The organism is Bacillus sp. PK6-16 (assembly GCF_056530295.1).
The window spans coordinates 251,467-272,222 of record NZ_CP096511.1; the positions used below are offsets into that span (position 1 = coordinate 251,467).

The window sequence follows — 20,756 nt, forward strand, 5'->3', positions numbered from 1 at the left end:
AAAAGGGGAGAGGGTATCGTCGACAAAATATGTTCGACAATACCTTCTCTTTTTTTATAGGATTTTTGCTATACTAAACTGTACTATAATACATGATGGAAGGAGGAGAATGATGAAAATACTTGTGGTTGATGATGAATCGAGTATTCGTAATTTGATTCGGATGCAGTTGGAGATGGAAGGTTATGAAGTGTTGGCAGCGGCTGATGGGAAAGAAGCTTTGGAGCGATGGAATGAAGGACCGGATGTATTGATTTTGGATGTTATGCTTCCGGACACGGATGGGTATGAGTTGCTTCGTTTGTTCCGTGAGAGGGATAGGGATATTCCGGTGCTTATGTTAACGGCAAAGAGTCAGATGAATGATAAGTTGCTTGGCTTGCAGCTTGGTGCTGATGATTATGTGACGAAGCCGTTTAATTATGCGGAGCTTATTCTTCGGGTTAAGAATATGGCGCGGCGTGTAAAGAAGACGGAGGCGGCTGTAAGTCATGAAGTAATTGAGGCTGGAGAGATAGTGATTTGTCCTAAGGAAAGAAAGGTACATGTGAGTGGACAAGAGATTCAGTTAACGTACCGAGAGTTTAATTTATGTCAGTTATTTGTTTCAAATCCGCAGCGTGTGTTTATGAGGGATGAGTTACTTGAGAAAGTATGGGGATTTGAGTATATCGGAAATACGAGAGCAGTTGATATTATGGTGCAGAGACTTCGAAAGAAGCTTGGGACGAGCGGAGAATATATTAAGACAATTTATGGCGTGGGCTATAAACTGGATTGTTAAGTGGTGATGGTATGTCTTTAAAGCGAAATATGGTGTTTGGAATAGTTGGGCTGTTAATTCCGATTTTTGTTCTTTTATATGCAGTTGTTTATATTACGTTAGAAAAGAATATGTATCATAACGCAGCAGATTCTTTAGAAAAGTTAAGTGTAGAAGCACAAATTTATACGATGAATTATTTAGAGAAGGAAGCAGAAGTGGATACGCTTGGTCCGAATTCACTTTTAATTGCGTCGTATTTAGCGAAGCGTATGGATGTCCGTGTGCAGATGATCGGGAAGAATGGCGATGTTGTTGCAGATACACAAAAAGGAGCATTGCTTCACCGTAACATCGACATTGAGAGTTCCTTGAAGGGGAAGAAGTCTTATGTTTTTGAGGAGGCGGATCCCGCGCCCATTCTTTTGTTTTCAAGCCCAGTATATTATGGAAACGATGTCATTGGAAGTATTCGTTTTATAAATGAGTTAACGGGTGAGAAGGAAGTTTTAACAAATGTGAGCTGGACGTTCTTAATGACATCTCTTTGTTTAGTAGCTACCGGTATTTTCTTTGCGATTCGTTTGGCGAAGTCTCTTCATAAACCGATTGATCAGTTGAGACAAATGGCACAGAGGCTCGCGAATGGTGATTATAAGAGTAAGATTGAGTTAAATGAGTACGTGGAAATCGCTCAGCTTTCAGCATCTTTTAACGCGATGGCCGATGGAATTGAACTGCATATTAAGCAATTGCAGGAGGAGAAGGAGAAGCAGAAAGATTTCCTAGACCGCATTACGCATGAGTTAAAAACCCCGCTAACGGCAATTATCGGTTATGTTGATTTAATTCCGAAGTTACAATCGAAAGAAGATGTACAGGAAAGTCTTCGTTATGTGGCTGTGGAAAGTGAGCGTTTATTATCACTTGTAGAGGAATTGCTTAAGTCCTCGAAATATGGAACGAGTACGTTTGAAGTGTCTCCTACAGTTGTGAACTTAAAGGAATTGGCAGAGGAAGCAGTTTCAATTGTGAAACCTCGTCTAAATCAGTTTGAAATTGAAGTGGTAAATGAGTTAACGGATGTACATGTTGTTGCGGATTTTGATAAGACGAAGCAAATTTTCTTAAATGTGCTTGATAATGCAATTAAGTATAGTGATGCTTCGCACATTCGTATGAATGTAATTGTAAATGAGCATGAAGCGAAGGTTTTTGTTCATGATGATGGGATCGGTATAGATGAAGTGGTGCTTGCAGAGTGGAATGAGTCTCCGAAAGGAAAGGCACTTCCTTCTAGTTATGGGAATGGTTATGGTTTGTATATTTGTCAGGAAATTATGAATAAGCAGGGCGGAAGCATGCGGATTGAGAGTAGTGAAGAAGTAGGTACTACAATATTCATTACATTTTTGCTTCCGAGAAGGATGGAAGACATAAAAAACTTGAAAGCGGTTAAATGATACATTTATGAAACAATTATGCGGTATTTTCGAAACAACGTTTTTTTATCTTGGAGGTAGGCAGAAATGAAAAGGCTATCATTTCAAATTCTTATGTTTGTCATTTGTATGATTGTTTCTCTTGTTTTGTTTTATGTTATGGAGAAGCAAATCTATAATCGAATTAACATTGTAAATGATAAACAAGCCGTTTTACAAAGGGTGAATGAATCTCTTCCAATTGAAGTGAAAGTAAGACATGAAAAGTGGGGGGAGATCGTTGTAACGGATGAAGTTCGTTTGCATACGATTGTTTCATTCTTTGACCGAATTCGAATAGAGCCTGAGAGCGTTAAGAGCCAAGAACAAGTATTTACTGGAGAAGTAACGTACTTGAATGGACATAAGCGTACTTTTGCAGTAGGTGACTTGTTCCAGTATGGGGAAAATGTATACGGAAAGAATGGCATGGATCCGATGATTTCAGCACTTCAAACGTATTTATTAAGCCTGTATTACACGCCAGAGCGTATTAGTGATTTCTTTGCTTCAGCAAAGGATGTCGTAGTACGTCAAGGTGATGTGGTACGTACTATCAATCTTACGCACATACTTGATTCTATTCGATACGCAAAGCAAATTACAGATTACGGAGAAATTCAGAAGTTATTACAATCGCAGAATGAACCGATTGCTTATATTACAGCTTATAAAACAGGTAAGCGTGTAAAGAATAATCGTGAAGATATTCTTACGATTTCTGTGTATCCATCTTACTTTGTTGTGCAATATCTCGGTGATAATAACGGAAATGTCATGTATATGAAAAGCTCTCTAGCAGAGTTATTCGTAAAGGAGAATGCGTCATGAGAAAGATAGCCTTTTTCTTCTTTTTGCTAGTAATTGGAGGAGCGATGTCTAGTTGCTCTCGAGATACAACCTCTATTAAATATAGTAAAAATGGTCTCCCTATTTTGGATGATCGTCATATTGTTGCGTATGTAGCGGCTCGTGAGGAAGTTGGTGAAGCGTTACTTTCATCATTTTGTAAGCCGCGCGGATGTACGTATGAATTTATTCGTCTTTCAACAGAAGAACTTCTTCGTAGAGTGGAAGAAGAAGCCGGAAATCCGAAGGCGGATATTATTATTGGCGGTACAGTAGATGCGCATCAAATGATGAAGCAAAAAAATCTTTCTATTCCTGTGATAAGCCAACATGCAAATCGTATTTCAAAAACTGTTAAAGATAAAGATGGTTATTGGTACGGTTATGAAGTGGAGAAGCTGGCAATTGCGATTAATAAAGAGCGGTGGAACGAGGAAATAGCGCCGCTCGGTCTCTCGTATCCGTTAAGATGGAAAGATTTATTGAATCCAGTATATAAAGGAAAGATTGTCATGCCCGATCCAAATGTTTCAGGTACAGCATATACGTTTTTTCAATCACTTATTGATACGTTAGGTGAAGAGGAAGCGAAGGAATATGTGAAGAATCTGGCGGAACAAGTTGGAGAAGTAACAGTGAATGGTTACATCCCAGCAGAACTTGTTGCGAGCGGTGAATATATGATAGGCATCAACTTTATGGGAGATCAGAGAATGCTTCAAAAACAAGGTTTTCCGATTTTAAGTAACGAACCTGAGCAAACAGGGTTATCTGTTAATGCGATTTCGAAACTAAAACGTGCACCGAGTGGTATTATTGCGGATTTATTTATTGATTATTGTTTATCAGAAGAAGCGGGGCATATTTTAGAAAAAGTGTCGTTTGGCGTACCAACGATGTTTGCGAAGAATGAGAAAGAAATAGAAGGACAGCCGGTTAGAAGAACGAACCAAAATATATCAAATAGCGGAATAATCGAGATATGGAATAGACAGCGTCTCTCTCTGAAGTGAGAAAAGGAGACGAAATTATATGTTTAAATGGCTCAAGCCAGCACCTGCAATTGAAAGATTGCCAGCGGATATGATCGATCGTGTATATCGATTACTACGTATTCGTGTGTTAATCGGGATTTCAGTTGGATATGCTGCTTATTATTTAGTTCGTAGTAACTTTACGTTATCAAGTACGTATTTAGTACAAGAATATGGTTTTAGTACAGCTGAAATTGGTCTACTAGGTTCAGTAATGGCAATTGTTTATGGATTTAGTAAGTTCTTTATGGGGAATTTATCAGATAAAGCTTTCGCCCAGCGCTTTATCGCAGTCGGTTTATTCTTATCAGGGCTTGTAAATATTTGTTTCGGCTTTGCATCATCATTTGGGATGATTGTTACATTACTTGTTGTTAACGGTATTGTACAAGGTATGGGAGCACCACCTTGTAGTATTGTTATGACGAAATGGTTCTCGAAGAAAGAACGCGGTACGAAAACAGGTCTTTGGAATATTTCACACAACGTTGGTGGAATGCTTGTGCCACCACTTGTCGGAATTGGTGTAGGTATTTTCGGTGAAAATCATTGGCAAGGCGGCGTGTTTATTTTCCCTGCGATTATCGCAATGGTAATTGCAGTGCTTGTTTGGATCAATGCGAAGGATACACCAGAATCTGAAGGTCTTCCTCCAATTGATGAGTATCGTAATGACTATGAAAATCTTGAAAAAGCAGATAATGCTAACAAGATGTCACCAAAAGAAATTTTAATGAAGTATGTAGTGAAAAATAAATTTGTATGGTTCTTATGTATTGCGAATGCTTTTGTTTATTTAATTCGTTTCGGTGTTATTAACTGGGTTCCACTTTATTTAACGACAGTTAAAGGATTTTCAAAAGCAGAAGCGCATGCGGCATATGCAATCTTTGAAGGTATGGCAATTCCAAGTTCATTAATCGTTGGTTTTTTAAGTGATAAATTATTTAAAGGAAAACGTATGCCATTATGTATTATTAGTATGGTTGGAGTTGTTATTGGTACGTTTATATATTGGCAAGCAACTAGCGTACTTGTTGTAAGTATTGCAGTTTCTATTATCGGTTGTTTAATTTATGTACCACAGTTCTTAATCGGTTTAAGTGCGATGGAATTAGTACCGAAATTTGCAGTAGGTACGACAGTTGGTATGTGTGGTCTATTCGGTTATGTAGGCGGAAGTCTTGTAGCTAACGCAGCAATTGGTGTTATTGTTGATAGTTCTGGCTGGGATGGTTGTTTCATCTTACTATTAACAGGAGCGGTTTTATCAACAATCTTCTTATTTATTGTTCAACGTGGACATGAGAGAAAAGATCCTAAAGCGGCGTAATATTTTGTTTGAAAAGCTATCCAATTGTTATATTGGATAGCTTTTTCTATATAATATAATCTTTTCTTAAATCTATCTTAAAAGATATAATGTCATATTTCTAATCATTGGAATTTTTGTTACAATATAAATGGATGTGTAAAACTTTGTAAAAAGATTGTAATAATATGTATTTTGTTTTCAGAAAGTTTTATACAATTTTTATATTAAACTATTAAGTTATAAAAAAGGAGCGGTAATATGTTACCAAATACGGTTCGTACTCCAAACAAGAAGAAGAAATGGATTATTATTGGGGTTATTGCACTAATTGTTATTGTAGCGGCAATTAATATTTTTGTTATGCAAGGTAAGAAGAAGGGTGCATCAACAAATGCTGATGCTGTAAGTTTTGAGAAAGTGACAGAGCGTAAGCTGAATAATACGAAGTTAATTTCTGGTCAGGTGAAGCCTGGTAATATTGAAAGCTTCTATGCAGATCCGGCCAAAGGGAAAGTGAAAGATATTGAGGTAAAAGAAGGGCAAGAGGTAGAGAAAGGCACGAAGTTATTCTCTTATGATAATGAAGAGATTAACCTTCAAATGAAGCAAGCTGAGCTTGATCAGAAGATGGCGGATATGCGTTATGATCAAGGGAAAAAGAAGATTGATTCGTTGAAGAAAGAAATTAAGAAGGCGAAAGATAGCGGAGCTGGGAAAGAAGTAACAGATCCGATGGACGAGCAAGTAAACGAGTTAGAGATAGGACAAAAAACAATTGACCTTGAGAAAGAAAAAGGAAAGTTGCAGAAAGAAGAGTTAAGTAAGAAGCAGAAAGAACTTACGATTTATAGTAATTTCGCTGGTGTTGTTCAAAAGTTAGATAAAGATGCGGCACAAAGTTCATCTCAAGCGTTAGGTGGTCAAGGAAAAGCGTTTTTACAAGTAGCTTCTAAAGATCCATTCCAAGTTCAAGGTACGTTAACTGAGCTTCAGAAGTCACAAATTCAAAAGGATCAAACATTCACTGTAACGGCGAAAGCAAATAATAAGAAGAAGTGGACAGGTAAGATTACAGAGGTAAGTGAGTTCCCAACAAGTGCAGAGATGGCGCAAGCTGGCGGCATGGGTGAAGCAACTCAAAATATGTCTCAGTATACATATAAAGCAAGTCTTGATAGTCAAGATGGTTTATCTCCAGGTTATCATGTTTCATTGCAAGTAAACTTAGAGAATAAGAAGATGATTGCTGTCCCAAGTAAGAGCATTGTAGCAAAAGGCGATGATGCATTTGTTTATGTTGAGGATAAAGGGAAGCTTCGTAAACAAAATGTGAAAAAAGGTTCTACTGATGGAGATTGGACAGAGGTTGTAGAAGGCGTAACAGTGGGGCAAAAGGTGGTTAAAAATCCTTCCGACGATGTGTATGACGGAATGGAAGTGAAAGAGAAATGATTACGTTAAATCATATTGCTAAAACGTATTATCAAGGAAAATTGGCAGTGCCGATTTTACACGGTATTAGTTTAACGATTCAGAGCGGTGAGTTCGTTTCGATTATGGGACCTTCTGGTTCTGGTAAGTCGACGCTTATGAATATTATCGGTTGTTTAGATCGTCCAACAGAAGGTGAATATATGCTGAATGACGTGAATATCTTAACAGCAGACGAGTCAAAGCTTGCTTTAATTCGTAATGAATATATCGGTTTTGTGTTTCAGCATTTTAATTTGCTGCCGCGTCTTTCCGCAGTGGAAAATGTTGAGCTTCCGCTCGTATATGGTGGCGTGAAGAAAGCGGAGCGTCGCAAGCGGGCTTTGGAGGCGTTAGGTAAAGTTGGATTGGCAGATCGCGTGCATCATTTACCAAATGAGTTATCAGGTGGACAGAAGCAGCGTGTAGCAATTGCAAGAGCGATTGCAAATAATCCAACGTTCATTATGGCCGATGAACCGACTGGTGCACTTGATACGAAGTCTGGTGAGCAAGTTATGGATATTTTCACGAAGCTTAATGCAGAAGGTACGACGATTGTTATGGTTACGCATGAAGAGGAAGTAGCAGCGTATTCTTCCCGCCGCATTGTACTGCGAGACGGGAAAGTTACAGAAGATAGAAGGTGTGCGATATGAGTTTACTAGATAGTATAAAAATTGCCTTATCTTCTATTTTAGCTCATAAACTACGTTCTGCTCTTACGATGCTCGGTATTATTATCGGGGTAGGTTCGATTATTACTGTCGTTGCAATTGGGCAAGGCGGGGAAGCGATGTTGAAGTCGAAATTCGCAGGTTCTGGTGGTAATAACCTTATGCCAATTCAATTTAAAACAGATATTAATGATGAATTTGCTATAGGTGGATTTGAAATACCGAAGTTAACGGAAGAGGATATTTTGGAAGTAAAACAAGTGAAAGATGTTTCACACGTTATTACAACAAATTCGACGACAGAGACACTTGATGTAAATGATAAAAAAGCAAGGCTGAATGTTATTGGACTTGATAATGAATATTTTGCGGTTAATAAAGTAAAGGTTGTAAAGGGCCGCTCCTTAAATGAATCAGATATTTCTCACGCGAATAACGTTGTGATGATTAGCACAAAAACAGAGGAGACGTTATTTAAGGACGTAAACCCAGTTGGACAAATTATTGAGATGAAGGGACAGCCAATGCAAATTATTGGTGTGTATACATCTGATAATGAGTTTATGGGATTTGAAATGGAAGAAGCGTTAATCCCTCTTACATTATGGCCTGTTTTATACGGAACTGATGATATTCAAAATATCGCCATTCAAGCTAAAAATGTAGACAATTTAGAAGCAGCAGGGAAACGAGCTGTTGATGTATTAAATAGTCGTAAGCCAAGTGAAATCCCAGGTAAATATGAACTGGTGAATTTAAAAGAACTCCAAGAAAATGTTTCTAAAGTAACTAGCATCATGACGATGATTATCGGTGGTATCGCTGGTATTTCATTAGTCGTTGGTGGTATTGGTGTTATGAATATCATGCTTGTATCTGTAACGGAGCGTACGCGCGAAATTGGGATACGTAAAGCGCTTGGAGCAACGCGTAGTAAAATTTTATTACAGTTTTTAATTGAAGCAGTTATGTTGACGCTTCTAGGTGGTTTAATCGGAATTGGCCTTGGGTATGGCGGAGCATATATCGTTTCTACATTCGCAAAATGGCCACCACTCGTTTCATGGGAAGTTGTCGTTGGAGGCGTACTGTTCTCGATGACACTTGGTATTATTTTCGGATTAATTCCAGCAAATAAAGCTGCGAAATTAGATCCAATTGAAGCATTGCGTTATGAGTAATTAATAGTGTAGTAGAACTACACATTACCGTTCTAGTGGGCGGTTCGTAGCCTCTTGCGTGAGGAAGTGAACCGCCCGTTAGAACGGGTTATATAAATAGAAGGAGGCGTTATAATGGAAGCTAATTTGAATACGCAAAAAGTTGGTGGAGAAAAGCCATCATTGTTCGGAATGATCACTTCTCCTGGAGTGCAGTTCGAAAGAATGAAAACGAGTAATGCAGTTTGGGGAGCGTTTTGGCTACTTGTTTTATTAGGTGGACTTATTGGGGGATTTGCTGCTTATGTATATTCTCTAACACCTGAAGCAATTGAGCTCAATAAGGAGTTAGGTGTTACTGTTTCAGCTGGAATGACATATGGTATGGGATTCGGTGTAGGTGCTCTTGGTATGGGATTTAGTTTCTTACTAAGTGCTGTAGTGTATAAAGTATTAATGGTGTTTATGAGCAATGATACTTCTTATAAAAAATTATTGGCGATTACTGTATATTCAAGTGTTATTTCATTAATTGGTGTATTAATAAATATAATTTTAGCTTATATTTTAGGTGGATCGGGTCAAGAAATGTACACTGGCCTAGGACCAATTTTCGCCTCGAGTAGTGGTGTTGTAAAAGGTATTGTAAGTAAATTTGAAGTGTTTACAATTTGGGGATATGTAGTTACATGGCTAGGTCTTCAAATTACAGCAGGTTTGACTAAAAAGCAGGCAACAATTATTACTATTGTTTTCTTTGTTTTAACTCTTGGAATCGGAGCTTTACAAGGTATGTTCCAATAAGGAAATAAGATAGAAAAGGTGGCTCTTCCAAGAGTCACCTTTTTTATTTTTACCCCTATTTCAAATACCACCAACAAAATTTCAAATACTATCTAGTGTAATTTTAAATTCTGTCGGTAGTATTTGAAATTACTCACAGTGAAATCTTTTCTTTATTTTTATATTGTGAAGGTACCGCGGAATACTAGAAAGGTATACCTTTTAGAAACGGGTACTGTGTGAAGCCAGCGACTTTTACAGAGGCAGTTGTTTTATATGAAGGGATGATTGTAAATCAAATAAAGAAATTAGGTATTCGTAAAGATTATGAAGAGTATTATCAATGTGGTTTAATTGGTCTTTGGCATGCGTATGAAAGATTTGATGCAAAGAAGGGGTATTTCCCTGCATATGCAGTTGTAACGGTGCGTGGTTATATATTAGAGAGATTGAAGAAAGAGTTCGCAGTGCAGGAGAGATGTGTATGTGTAGGTGAGTATGAGGATATCTTTCATTTTGAGGATGTTGAAATAAGAGTGAAGGATTTTATGAGCGTGTTAGATGAGAAGGAGAAGTATATTATTTTTGAACGTTTTTTTGTAGGGAAGACGATGGGAGAAATCGCTTTAGAGACGGAAATGACATATTATCAAGTAAGATGGATGTATCGGCAAGCACTTGAGAAAATGCGAGATAGTGTAAGAGGATAAATATTAATATAAGAATGGAAGGCAAGAGATGTTGCTTTCCATTCTATTTGTTAGTTTAATGTAGTAAATGTAACAAGGGGTTTTTAAATTGTAGTGAATCTTGCATGTTCATACGAGATAGTATGTATCCAGCTTTTAATAATTGTTGCTGCAATTTATGGGGACTGATAGATATTGTTGTTGTAGTGCCATTTGAAAAATGTATTTTAGCCTTTTTAATCTTTTGGCAAAAGTCTATATCGTGTATGTGGTTATAAAATAGCCATATACAGTTTGGAGATGAAGGAGATTCTGTTGGAAAAGTACAAATGTATTCCCGATGATTAATTGGAATTGGAACGTTTTGTTTGAATCTAAAATTTGTTTGGACTGCATTACGCCTGCCTTGATAAGTAGAGTGAATATGGGTTAAGCAAGATTTTTTGATGAGTTGTAATGCGGTTTGGCAGGAACGAAGATCATTTCCGCTACTGTCGATAAGTTTTGTACGATAATAAGGGTGATTGTATGGAACAAGCATCATAGTAGAACTAGAAATAATAATGTTATTTTCATCATTCATGATTTTAAGTCCTCCCTTATGAAATTAATATTTCGAATATAATTATATACGGAATAAGTAAACTTGGTGTTAATATTTTGTTTTGTATTGTAAATTTTGGCTATTCGTTTACAATCAATAGGTGATAGTCTTTCTAATTTGCATCGCTTGTACATATATATGAAAATAGAAAAGAGTAGGCGGTGATATAGTATGAAGAAAAAGTATATTATTATGGCTTTAGTTGTCGTTCTCCTAGTATATTTAGCAAACAGTAATCCGAGTAAAGGAGAATATACAGAATGGGCAGCGAAGCAGTTTATGAAGCGTAATGATGTGAGTAAGAAGCTAGATGAAGTTCAAAAAGAGAATGAAGAGGGTCTCCTTGGCGACTTGGCATCGGCCGGTAAAAAGTTAGCGAAAAAGTATGTTGAGCCACAAGTTGGGTTATTAATCGATCATTATACGAAGCGAAATGATTATATATTCTTCTCAACATATACGACTGAGTTTGATATAGGGGAAGAACATTATAAGTATGTATGCGTCGGTTTTTCAAAGATTTTTATCCCGATTGAAATGCCGAAGAAAAAAGACGAATCTGCAAAATGATGCAGATTCGTCTTTTTTATTTTATAAAGTAATTTGAACTTCAGATACATTTTTTTCTATAAGGCGAGCTCCCTTTTTTCTTGTATTTTCATCAATGGATGAAAATACAGATGAGGCAAGGATTGTATCCATTACTTGATTTACGACTTGTGCATCGATTGGTGTGATGGGCGTATCGATAGAAAAAACGACTGTTTTTCCATCTTCTTTTGCGAAAATCAACTCTAGTACTTGCATGTGTTATTCCCTCCTTTGTATTTATCCCGCTATTTACGGATTTGGGTCTGCCGGTTAAATTGCGGGCTAATAATCAGCGGGGATGAATAAAATCCCCACTGATCCAAGTTTTACTTTATAGTTTAGAAAGATCTGATGTGCTTACAAGTTGTACAGCGTGAAGTGGTGATGCTTGTAAGGAAGCTAGAGCATGAGCTACATTGTGTACTTGATCTAAGCTCGCATTTGTTTTAACACGTTTAAATTGTTTGCTCTTGAAAACTGTTTTGCCGTTCTTATCTAATCCGTTGTTTAAGACAAGACGTAAAGTTAAATCCATTACGATTGTTTCAATTGCCATGTGTATCACCTCCTTTCACTTTATAAATAGGGCATGAATGTCATGTTTTGGCGTGAAATTTTTTCTTTTTTTTGGTACCCTTAAAAGATTAAGAGAGGAGAATTCTGGATAATGAATCGTAAATGGTTATTTTGGATTCCTGTATTACTATGGATGGGGCTGATTTTCTATTCTTCGGCACAACCATATAAAAAGCAGGATATGCGTTCAGATATTGAACAATATGTAAATGTTGAATTTGTGAAAGAGCATTTTTCATGGGTATCTATCGATTATGGTGGAGGAACCCCTGTTAGTATTGCGAATAAAGGTGTAGGCGGATTTATTGAGTTTTTCCTTCGTAAAGGTGCTCATTTTATGGTGTTCTTTATGCTAGGTTCATTGATTTATTACGCTTTTCATCGATCAGGTCATTCGAGGAAAAGATGCTTTATATATGCCCTTCTTTTCGTTGCGGGTTATGCAACATTTGATGAAATTCACCAATGGTATACGGGGGACCGTACACCAATGTGGCAAGATTCATTGCTTGATACGTGCGGCGGGTTAACGGGGATTATAATAAGTAATTGGTTTTGGAATAGAAAAAAGCGCTAATCTCATTTCGAGATTAGCGCTTTTTTTGCGGGGAGTAAAACCTCCACTGATTAAAGTTTCACTTTATCCCGCATTAACGGGCAGTAAGACCCCCACCTCAAAATTCAGCGAAAGCAAAGGAGTTAGGGAGGTGATCAACTGCCCGTAAAAGCCCGATTGGTTCAACTAATAATCAGTGGGGATGAACAAAACCCCCACTGATTAAAGTTTCACTTTATACACCAAGTAATTCTTTTAGTTCGTCTGTTGATAGTTCAGTCATCCAGCTATCGCTTGTGATGACCGCATTGTTTAGAGATTGTTTTCTTTCTAGCATTTCATCAATTTTTTCTTCTAATGTTCCTGTTGTAATGAGTTTGTGAACATGAACAAATCGTTTTTGACCAATGCGATATGCGCGGTCTGTTGCTTGATTTTCCACAGCTGGGTTCCACCAACGATCGTAGTGAATGACATGGTTGGCAGCGGTTAAGTTTAATCCTGTTCCGCCAGCTTTTAAGGATAAGATAAAAATGTCATACGTTCCGTTTTGGAACTCCTCAATCATCTTGTCGCGATCTTTTTTCGGTACACTACCGTTTAAGAAGAGGACACGCTGGCCGAATTTTTCTTCTAGCACACGTTTTAGCATGTTCCCCATGCCGATATATTGAGTGAAGATGAGGCAACTTTCATTTTGATCTTTTATATTTTCGATGAGCTCCATTAACGTTTTTGTTTTCATAGAGCGTTCAACGACATTTTGTGGCTCTTCTTCTTTTAAATAAAGAGCTGGATGATTACAAATTTGTTTTAGCTTGTTCAGCATAAGTAATATAAAGCCGCGTCTTTCAATTCCACTTAATCCTTCGACATTTTGCAGTGTATCTTGAACAAGTTGTTCATATAAGGAAGCTTGTTCACCAGTAAGAGGACAGTAAGCTTTTTGTTCTTGTTTATCTGGTAAATTTAATGCGACTGTTTGATCTTTCTTCGTTCGGCGCAGTAAAAATGGTGAGATAAACCGTTGAACTTGCTGAATTTTTCCTTCATCACGATCTTTTTCAATCGGTGTGACGAAGCGACGTTGGAATTGCCCTAAGCTTCCGAGATATCCATGATTAATAAAGTCGAAAATGGACCAAAGTTCAGCGAGGCGATTTTCCATCGGCGTACCAGTTAAAGCGATTTTGTGATTTGCTTGTAAGTTTCGTACTGCTTTTGACTGTTTCGTATGTGGGTTCTTAATATTTTGTGCTTCATCCAAAATAACAGCATCCCAGCATAATGAAGTTAGTTCTTCCTCATCGAGCTGAGCCAATGCATAAGATGTTAATACAACATCTGCCGATTGAAGGAAATCTTCAAATGAATTGCCTTTATCTCTATTACTTCCGTAATGTAATTGAACACGTAAATTCGGTGCGAAACGCTCAAATTCTTTTTGCCAATTTCCAAGAACAGATGTCGGCGCTACGATTAATGCAGGGCCTGTTTTGAGATTGTTTTCTTTTATATATAGTAAGTAAGAGATTGTTTGAATACTTTTCCCGAGTCCCATATCGTCAGCTAGCAATGCTCCAAATCCAAGCTTTCGTAAATATAATAGCCATTCAATGCCGTGTTGTTGATACGGACGAAGTGTTGCGTTTAGTGAAGTAGGGACATCTACTTTTGGAATATCTCCAATATGAAGTAGCTTTTGGAATAGTTCCTCATAATATCCATCTAGTTCGATTTCAATATCAGTAAAAGGACTATCATCTTCTACAATTTCTGTTTCAGCCGTATTTGATAAATGTTGTTGCAAAACATCTTTCATCTCTAGTCCGTATTTATCGGCACGGTTCATGAGTTTCCTTACTTCTTCGATAAAGGCTGGATCTAGTCGCATCCATTGACCGTTTATATTAAATAGACGTTTGTTTTGTTCAACGAGTTCAAAAAACTCGCTTTCTGATAAATCAATGCCGTTCGTCGAAATTCGCCAGTCAAAATTAACGAGCGTATTCATACCGAAGAACGATTGTGTTTGTACTGTATTTTGCTTCAGCTGGACACGTAATTTCGGTTTTGTTGCTTTTAAATTTTGCCACCATGATGGTAGTAAAATTGTAATGCCGGCTGCAAGTAATTCATTGCTTGCTTCTGTTAAGAAGTTCCACGCTTCTGTTTCAAAGAGCTCATTTCGGAACGTATCTCCTTCTTTTAACCACGGTATGAGCTTACTAAAACCTTCTTGTGTTTCTGTAATACGTTCTTCGTAATCGTGCCATCTTTTCGGTAAGGAATCGATGTTTTCGTATACATATATGCGATGCGCCCCGCGCTTTGGTGTCACGATTGTTTCAAGCTTCCACATTTCAAATTCTTCTTGTGGTTCTTGCAGTCTTAGTCCGATTGTAAACGGAAGATCATCTTCAATATAACCAATTTTTCGAAGCCAATCTTCTTCATGTAGTGCTGTTTCCAATTGTCTTTTCGTAAAGTCGTAATGTTCATATAGTCTTTTAGCATCTTCCCAGCCGTCATTTGAGCGATTATCTTGTAATATGCTTTCATTAACTGCTGCTGAGAAAAGAGATGCTAATGTGTCATCTTCAATTGGCGTATTTTGAACTTTCCAAGATGGTTGCTTGGGCCAGTGCTCCATATCTGGTACGAAGCTACCACTCGTAAAGGCATCCCATAATTCATTTGCATCTTTTGTAAGTGCTGTAATAGGGCCGTTCAGTTGAATATGTGCAAAGGAATTCATCGGTTTGTTTGCAATGTATTCAAAGGCTTGTGCATTTGTTAGTAGCACACCTTGTTTTCCTTCGAAGGTTGCTTCTTTTAGAAACGTACCGTAGAAAGAAGTGGAGTGCCATGTGAATGCATTTCGTTTCCAACTTGTTACGGATAATGGAGTACCGCTGTCATCTTCTCCCCAAAGGAACCAACCTTGACTAACATGCTGGAGCCTAATTGTTACTTCAGTTTGATTGATCATCGATTAATTTTCCTTTCCGTAATTCCTCTTGTAGTGCACGCAGACGTGAATGGAGATTGGCGATGTGAATAATGAAAGCATCCCATTCATCGGTGCGTTTTAATCGTTTATATAATGTACGTAATTTCTTTAAGTAACGAACTGCGCGTCTATATGATTTACGATTTCGTTCTTCAATTGCCTCTACAGCAGCAAGATGATAAAGAGGAAGTGCTGCTTCTGGCGCTTCTTTCTCAATATCTTTCAGTGGTTCTTTTAACAGTTCAATTGCTTCAAACCCATATAAGAGATGAAGCTCTGCCCATGTGTGATACTGTTTTTTCGCGAGTACGTACTGTTCATAGTTTGTGAAACTATACGGTAATAGTTCTTGTAAAATCATTTCAAAACCAGCTTGTTCATTTGTATGTGTTGCGTATGTTTCATACATGATTACAAATAGCCGAACGATATCTTTTATAAAAATCGTATTTTCGTGATCTTGGAGCGTTTTCTTTACTTGTTTATACGTAAAGGAAAGCCAGTTTTTTGCACGATCCCACTGCATGGCACTTAATAGTTCTTCTAACCAATAGAAGTATAGACTCACAACAGAAGCAGGCTGTTTTTTTAGTAAGTCCATCGCTAGTAGATCTTCTTCATTTAAAAAGAGAAGGTGAGAAGACGCTAATGCTTTAGATAGTGGATTGATTTTCGTATCGATTCGTTTTTCTTCCTCTTGTATTTTCTCTTTATTGTTTAAAAGTTCACTCCATATGTGGCGATAAATGAAAAATCGCTCTTGTGTATAAGCGTCGGTAGAGAAGAATACTTCATGAACAAGACGAGCTGTTTCTTGCAAAATTATTTCAGACTCTGAAGGAATCGCTTCTGATTGTAAGTCCCGAACGATGGATTCCACTTTGTCTACAAATAGGCGAACGACATTAACAGGTTGGTGATAAGAATACGTTTTGTTTGCTTCGAATGCCTGGATTTCTTCTAATAATTTTTGAAAGCAGTAAAGTGCTGCATGTAACCTGAATAATTCATGTATGGCGATGACGCGCGGAGCTTTCCGCTCAAGCTTCGTATAGAAATCTGTAAAGATACTCATAAGAAAATACATTTGTTTATAAGTAAGGCGAGCTTGTTCTTTTTTAAATGATTCATATTCTTTTTCAAAATATGATTCCCAACTTTTATAATCCGTTTCTTCAAAAGCTGATGATTGCAATACTTGTCTTGCAGTTCGAATAGGAGGAAGGGAAGGTTTCGTATTATTTTTAAATAAAGTTAATACATCTCCTACTTGCCCGAAACTAGACGCTGCAGATAGTAATACAGCGAGCATATGCTCACATTGTGTTGGTGCGAAGCAATCACAATAACTTTCAGCGACATTACGAATCGGAATATGAACGCTATATACGTTGCCTTCCGCATCTACAGTTCCTGATAGTGTATAACCATCAAAGTCAACGTTGTAGACAACACCACTACGATATAGGTGCCGAGCTGTAGCGACATGTTCCTGATCAGCTGTTTGCTGTGGATCTAGTCCTTGAACGAACTCATTCGCAATCATCATAATTTCATCTTTCGTAATTGAGTGTTGCAGCATAATATTCCTCCGTACACATATTTCTTTCCTTTACCATTATAAACAAAAAATGCTCAAAACAGAAAAAATGAAATTTGGATTACATAACTTGAAAATCATGGTAATATATAAAATGTTAATTTCATATATGAATATATATGTATAGGAGGAGAAATGATTTGTCAGATTTACAGACGAAATTAGGTAGTGGAATGAATAAGTTACAAGAAGGAATAGAACAAGGGAAAATGAAGTTGCAAGTTGCACAAGAAATTGCTCAATTGAAAAAGGGAATGCAAGTGCAAATGCAGAAAAAAGCAGAGGTTCTATTAGAGGTTGGACAGCAAGTGTATGTTCAATTAAGAGGAAGTGGAGTAAATGAAGCGAGCTTAAAAGAAATGATTGCTCCAGTTCAAGAATTTGATGTAGCTATTTATCAAGCAAGAAAGCGCATTGTTGAATTGCAAAAACAACAAGGTGAAAAAGCTACATGCGAATGTGGTGGACCTTTATCAATAAATGATAAGTTTTGTGGTTCGTGTGGAAAGCCTAACCCGATGTTAGCAGTAGAAAATGAAGGTGAAACGGTAAATTGTATTTCATGTAATGAGCATATCGATAAAAACTCTACTTACTGTCCAGTTTGTGGAATTAAGCAAAGTGGGGAGTGAATTAAATGTATTGTCGCACATGTGGAAAACAACATGGTGAAGAAGTAAATTATTGCCCAAATGAAGGTAGTATGGAGATTGCAGGAGCTATAGATGCAGTAACATTAGAAAAAGATACTGCAAAATACTGCAGAGGTTGTGGCAGTGAAAATGCTCAAAAAAATTTATATTGTCAAAAGTGTGGGTATTCTTTATCTGTTGTGAAGAAAAAAGAACAAACTGTAAAATTGCCTACAATGGATGGTGCTCCTAAAGTTGAATTTAAAGCAGATAAAGCCGTTTTACAAAAAGGTTTTATTGGTGGGGCTGTTGCAAGTATTCTCATGTTAATTGCTGGTTGGATTGGTAGTTTATTATTTGCCTCTATGTTAAGTGAGATGTTTAGCAAATTTGCGAAAGAATTAGAAATGTTGCCAAGTTTTTATTCGAGTGCAACTTCTACGATGTTAAGTTACCATTTACTTGGTTTTACAGCTAACGATGATAGTGGATTGATATTTTCTTTATCTTGGCATACTCCATTTACATTATTATTAATCATTCCATTTATTATTTTCGCTGGTACAGGAATTTGGTTAGGGAAACAGCATGTTGCGAAAACGATTAAAGATCAAATCTTTATGGCAGCAACAGTTGGTATTATTTATGGAGTCTTTTTATTCATTATAAGTTTTATAGCATCACAATCTTTTGCAATCCCATTCTCAGAAGCAGGTAAGATTACGGTTGGCTATTCAGCGATGAAGAGTTTATTGAGTGGTTTTGTATGTGGGACATTATTTACCTTATTAGGATTTATTGCTCATACAAGCAAAAACAATATGGCAGCAGCATTTCAAGAGTTAATGCCATATGGAGCGTCTGTTTATTACGGTGTTTCGGCTATGATAAAAGGACTTTTAGTAACAGCAGTAGCGGTTTGTATTATGGCGTTAGTAAGTAAGGAAGACGGTATTGAACCATTAAAAGAAATAACAACTTTAAAATCTGAAAGTACATTATTAGCATTAGAGTTAACACCTCAATTATGGAGTATGGCTCATTTTGCGCCGTTAGAAGTATCAAGTCCAGCACTTAGTAAGGAATTTACTAGAATTGGTAAGAAATCAAATGCATATGAGAGCACACTATCGTTTTCATTTATATCAGGCGTCTCTGTAAATGGCGTAGAGCTTAGAGAGATATTGATTTCAAAAGGAGCAAATGAGGAAAGCCTTGCAGAATTTGATAGAGTGAATAACGTATTCCATTATGGTTTATTACTGCTTATTATTCCATTGTTCTTTATGTTTAGAGCGGGAAGAAAGTTAGCTAAATTACCGACTGCCAATATATATATTACATTAGCGGTATGTAGTGGTTCTTACACAATTATGATGATTGTAATGAATATGATTTCTAAGTTCCAAATTAATGTTTCAGGAACGGTAACAAGTTTATTTGGAACAAGCGGAACAGTACTATCTATGCAAAATTCATTTACATATTTAATTTTGTTTAGTTTTATTGTGACATATGTAGCAGCATTTGCTGGAATGAAATTAGCTAAAAAATAGGAGGAGAGCACGTTGAAGTTTTGTGGAACATGTAAAAAGAACGTTGCAGACCATTTGAACTTTTGTCCTGAGTGTGGGAGTAAAGTAGAAGTAATCGTTGATAACACTGCTGCTTCATATACAGAATTACAAAGTGAGACAAAATCAGTGAAAAGTAAGAAAAATTTATTTTTAATCATTGGTTTTGCCATTATTGCTGCATTATTATTTGGGGCATATAAATTTGGAGCATATAAGTTTTCAAAAGAAAAGCAAGTAAATGTAATGATTGAAGCATTCCAAAAGAAAGATATTAATGCAATTGATGAGTTTGTAAAAGCAAATGATTCAAGCTTAAAGATTAAGACAGAGGATCTTAAAGCGTACATGCGTTATTTAAAAGAGAATCCTTCTTACAACAAACAATTACTGTCTTATTTACAGAAAGAGACAGTAGATCAAAAGTTAACAAAAGATAAATCTTCATTTAAGGACGGGGAAATAGTAGAAGAGGGAAAAGAGTGGTTCTTATATCCAAAGTATAAGTTCAGCATGAAATCTTATTATATGAGCGTTAGTACAACTGCAAAAAATGCAGAAATATATGTGAATGACAAAAAAGAAGCAGAGCTTTCTAGTGATAAAACTTCGAAAGAGTTGGGGCCATACTTCCCAGGTACATATGTTGTAAAGGCAACGGCGAAGGCAGAACTTACTGAATTAGAAACAGAGAAAGAAGTAGATGTAGCGGATGAACAGAGCGAGAAGGTGAAAGTGGATTTATCGCTTGAAGGCAAGTATGTAAGCATTTCTTCTGATGAAAGTGATGCAACTGTATTTGTGAATGGGAAAAAACGTGGAAAATTAAATTATGGAAGTTATAAACTTGGTCCTGTACCAACAGATGAAACAGTAGAAGTACATTTAGAGAAAACTACTGATCTTGGTGTGATGAAATCTGAAAGTGTTAAAATTGGAGACCAAAGCACATATTACTTAAAATTCCCGAAAGAAACATCAAGTTCAGCAGTGGGCGAATTTGTAAGAAATCATATTTATGATAACGTACGTGCAATTTCATTAAATGATTTTAGTTTAATTGAAAATAATTATGATAAGAGCGGAAAATCGTATAAGGAAGACCGTGATTATATACAGTATTTACACAAAAAAGGAATTACAGAAGACTTATTAACAATGGAAGTTCGTAATGTAGAGCGTCAAAGTGCTACGAAATATAAAGTAACGACATATGAAGAGTACCATATTCGTTACGGTGATGGATCTGTGAAGTTCAAAAGTTTTAATAACGAACATATTGTAACTGTGAATGGAAATGGAAAGATGTTGTATCATTCTCTTGGTGCAAATAATACGTTGAAATCAGAAGATGTATCTGGTCCAACTCGTTAATATGTGAGAAGCTGT

General features: G+C 36.8%; 20 protein-coding genes. 15 read left to right on the plus strand and 5 right to left on the minus strand.

Annotation, left to right across the window (positions count from 1 at the left end):
- The first annotated feature begins 112 nt into the window (after nt 1-112).
- The 10 genes from M1D66_RS01200 (at nt 113) to M1D66_RS01245 (ending at nt 10,242) form a co-directional block, all read left to right on the plus strand.
- Complete coding sequence (locus M1D66_RS01200) at nt 113-784, plus strand: response regulator transcription factor (RefSeq protein ID WP_065212341.1); 672 nt, start codon at nt 113-115, stop codon at nt 782-784.
- An 11-nt stretch (nt 785-795) separates the two neighbouring features.
- Entirely contained in the window at nt 796-2,226 is a 1,431-nt protein-coding gene (locus tag M1D66_RS01205; protein WP_242554936.1) for a HAMP domain-containing sensor histidine kinase, read from the plus strand.
- 66 nt (nt 2,227-2,292) lie between these two features.
- Nucleotides 2,293-3,075: a DUF3919 family protein gene (locus M1D66_RS01210; protein WP_242554937.1), complete on the plus strand. Its 783-nt coding sequence runs from the start codon at nt 2,293-2,295 to the stop codon at nt 3,073-3,075.
- On the plus strand, nt 3,072-4,106 hold the full coding sequence (locus M1D66_RS01215; protein ID WP_001225641.1) for an ABC transporter substrate-binding protein: 1,035 nt from the start codon (nt 3,072-3,074) through the stop codon (nt 4,104-4,106). The genes M1D66_RS01210 and M1D66_RS01215 overlap by 4 nt, the downstream gene beginning before the upstream one ends.
- Before the next feature lie 19 nt (nt 4,107-4,125).
- Complete coding sequence (pgtP, locus tag M1D66_RS01220; protein ID WP_000477601.1) at nt 4,126-5,460, plus strand: MFS transporter; 1,335 nt, start codon at nt 4,126-4,128, stop codon at nt 5,458-5,460.
- 240 nt (nt 5,461-5,700) lie between these two features.
- Complete coding sequence (locus M1D66_RS01225; protein ID WP_000937316.1) at nt 5,701-6,894, plus strand: efflux RND transporter periplasmic adaptor subunit; 1,194 nt, start codon at nt 5,701-5,703, stop codon at nt 6,892-6,894.
- Entirely contained in the window at nt 6,891-7,571 is a 681-nt protein-coding gene (locus tag M1D66_RS01230) for an ABC transporter ATP-binding protein (protein WP_242554938.1), read from the plus strand. The genes M1D66_RS01225 and M1D66_RS01230 overlap by 4 nt, the downstream gene beginning before the upstream one ends.
- The gene (locus M1D66_RS01235; RefSeq protein WP_000054370.1) at nt 7,568-8,770 is read left to right on the plus strand and encodes an ABC transporter permease; all 1,203 of its coding nucleotides are present in this window, start codon (nt 7,568-7,570) and stop codon (nt 8,768-8,770) included. The genes M1D66_RS01230 and M1D66_RS01235 overlap by 4 nt, the downstream gene beginning before the upstream one ends.
- Before the next feature lie 114 nt (nt 8,771-8,884).
- Complete coding sequence (gene yknW / locus M1D66_RS01240) at nt 8,885-9,553, plus strand: YknW family membrane protein (protein ID WP_000387955.1); 669 nt, start codon at nt 8,885-8,887, stop codon at nt 9,551-9,553.
- A 218-nt stretch (nt 9,554-9,771) separates the two neighbouring features.
- A complete protein-coding gene (locus tag M1D66_RS01245; RefSeq protein ID WP_098771218.1) occupies nt 9,772-10,242 on the plus strand; it encodes a sigma-70 family RNA polymerase sigma factor in 471 nt (156 codons plus the stop codon).
- 55 nt (nt 10,243-10,297) lie between these two features.
- Here the strand turns inward: M1D66_RS01245 and M1D66_RS01250 are convergent, their stop codons facing one another.
- Nucleotides 10,298-10,804: a competence protein ComK gene (locus tag M1D66_RS01250; protein ID WP_000997459.1), complete on the minus strand. Its 507-nt coding sequence runs from the start codon at nt 10,802-10,804 to the stop codon at nt 10,298-10,300.
- A 192-nt stretch (nt 10,805-10,996) separates the two neighbouring features.
- Between M1D66_RS01250 and M1D66_RS01255 the strand changes: the two genes are divergently transcribed.
- Nucleotides 10,997-11,395, plus strand: coding sequence for a DUF4359 domain-containing protein (locus M1D66_RS01255; protein WP_000731405.1), 399 nt, complete (start codon nt 10,997-10,999; stop codon nt 11,393-11,395).
- Nucleotides 11,396-11,416: 21 nt separating this feature from the next.
- On the opposite strand, the gene M1D66_RS01260 is transcribed toward M1D66_RS01255, so the two are convergent.
- On the minus strand, nt 11,417-11,632 hold the full coding sequence (locus M1D66_RS01260) for a DUF2922 domain-containing protein (RefSeq protein ID WP_001197591.1): 216 nt from the start codon (nt 11,630-11,632) through the stop codon (nt 11,417-11,419).
- Between the two features lie 115 nt (nt 11,633-11,747).
- A complete protein-coding gene (locus M1D66_RS01265) occupies nt 11,748-11,972 on the minus strand; it encodes a DUF1659 domain-containing protein (protein ID WP_000963861.1) in 225 nt (74 codons plus the stop codon).
- A gap of 111 nt (nt 11,973-12,083) precedes the next feature.
- On the opposite strand from M1D66_RS01265, the gene M1D66_RS01270 reads away from it, so the two are divergent.
- Nucleotides 12,084-12,569, plus strand: a complete 486-nt coding sequence (locus tag M1D66_RS01270) for a VanZ family protein (RefSeq protein WP_001080707.1) — start codon at nt 12,084-12,086, stop codon at nt 12,567-12,569.
- A 214-nt stretch (nt 12,570-12,783) separates the two neighbouring features.
- Here the strand turns inward: M1D66_RS01270 and M1D66_RS01275 are convergent, their stop codons facing one another.
- Nucleotides 12,784-15,540: a DEAD/DEAH box helicase gene (locus tag M1D66_RS01275; RefSeq protein WP_000610119.1), complete on the minus strand. Its 2,757-nt coding sequence runs from the start codon at nt 15,538-15,540 to the stop codon at nt 12,784-12,786.
- Entirely contained in the window at nt 15,524-17,143 is a 1,620-nt protein-coding gene (locus M1D66_RS01280; RefSeq protein ID WP_016123792.1) for an SWIM zinc finger family protein, read from the minus strand. The genes M1D66_RS01275 and M1D66_RS01280 overlap by 17 nt, the downstream gene beginning before the upstream one ends.
- 158 nt (nt 17,144-17,301) lie before the next feature.
- Between M1D66_RS01280 and M1D66_RS01285 the strand changes: the two genes are divergently transcribed.
- Genes M1D66_RS01285 through M1D66_RS01295 form a run of 3 tightly spaced genes read left to right on the plus strand, consistent with a single transcriptional unit; the run spans nt 17,302 to nt 20,741 of the window.
- Nucleotides 17,302-17,793 (plus strand): zinc ribbon domain-containing protein, encoded by a 492-nt coding sequence (locus M1D66_RS01285; protein WP_001281753.1) that lies wholly within the window; start codon nt 17,302-17,304, stop codon nt 17,791-17,793.
- Nucleotides 17,794-17,798: 5 nt separating this feature from the next.
- On the plus strand, nt 17,799-19,349 hold the full coding sequence (locus M1D66_RS01290; RefSeq protein ID WP_242554939.1) for a zinc ribbon domain-containing protein: 1,551 nt from the start codon (nt 17,799-17,801) through the stop codon (nt 19,347-19,349).
- 12 nt (nt 19,350-19,361) lie between these two features.
- Complete coding sequence (locus tag M1D66_RS01295; protein WP_242554940.1) at nt 19,362-20,741, plus strand: zinc ribbon domain-containing protein; 1,380 nt, start codon at nt 19,362-19,364, stop codon at nt 20,739-20,741.
- Nucleotides 20,742-20,756 lie beyond the last annotated feature (15 nt).

Excerpts from the sequence above, each read along its gene's own strand:
- yknW (WP_000387955.1), top strand. The coding sequence starts at position 8,885 with ATGGAAGCTAATTTGAATACGCAAAAAGTTGGTGGAGAAAAGCCATCA.
- M1D66_RS01290 (WP_242554939.1), top strand. The coding sequence starts at position 17,799 with ATGTATTGTCGCACATGTGGAAAACAACATGGTGAAGAAGTAAATTAT.
- M1D66_RS01225 (WP_000937316.1), top strand. The coding sequence starts at position 5,701 with ATGTTACCAAATACGGTTCGTACTCCAAACAAGAAGAAGAAATGGATT.
- M1D66_RS01280 (WP_016123792.1), bottom strand. The coding sequence starts at position 17,143 with ATGCTGCAACACTCAATTACGAAAGATGAAATTATGATGATTGCGAAT.
- M1D66_RS01270 (WP_001080707.1), top strand. The coding sequence starts at position 12,084 with ATGAATCGTAAATGGTTATTTTGGATTCCTGTATTACTATGGATGGGG.
- M1D66_RS01215 (WP_001225641.1), top strand. The coding sequence starts at position 3,072 with ATGAGAAAGATAGCCTTTTTCTTCTTTTTGCTAGTAATTGGAGGAGCG.
- M1D66_RS01230 (WP_242554938.1), top strand. The coding sequence starts at position 6,891 with ATGATTACGTTAAATCATATTGCTAAAACGTATTATCAAGGAAAATTG.
- M1D66_RS01260 (WP_001197591.1), bottom strand. The coding sequence starts at position 11,632 with ATGCAAGTACTAGAGTTGATTTTCGCAAAAGAAGATGGAAAAACAGTC.
- M1D66_RS01210 (WP_242554937.1), top strand. The coding sequence starts at position 2,293 with ATGAAAAGGCTATCATTTCAAATTCTTATGTTTGTCATTTGTATGATT.
- M1D66_RS01275 (WP_000610119.1), bottom strand. The coding sequence starts at position 15,540 with ATGATCAATCAAACTGAAGTAACAATTAGGCTCCAGCATGTTAGTCAA.
- M1D66_RS01205 (WP_242554936.1), top strand. The coding sequence starts at position 796 with ATGTCTTTAAAGCGAAATATGGTGTTTGGAATAGTTGGGCTGTTAATT.
- M1D66_RS01200 (WP_065212341.1), top strand. The coding sequence starts at position 113 with ATGAAAATACTTGTGGTTGATGATGAATCGAGTATTCGTAATTTGATT.
- M1D66_RS01235 (WP_000054370.1), top strand. The coding sequence starts at position 7,568 with ATGAGTTTACTAGATAGTATAAAAATTGCCTTATCTTCTATTTTAGCT.
- M1D66_RS01255 (WP_000731405.1), top strand. The coding sequence starts at position 10,997 with ATGAAGAAAAAGTATATTATTATGGCTTTAGTTGTCGTTCTCCTAGTA.
- M1D66_RS01265 (WP_000963861.1), bottom strand. The coding sequence starts at position 11,972 with ATGGCAATTGAAACAATCGTAATGGATTTAACTTTACGTCTTGTCTTA.
- M1D66_RS01250 (WP_000997459.1), bottom strand. The coding sequence starts at position 10,804 with ATGAATGATGAAAATAACATTATTATTTCTAGTTCTACTATGATGCTT.
- pgtP (WP_000477601.1), top strand. The coding sequence starts at position 4,126 with ATGTTTAAATGGCTCAAGCCAGCACCTGCAATTGAAAGATTGCCAGCG.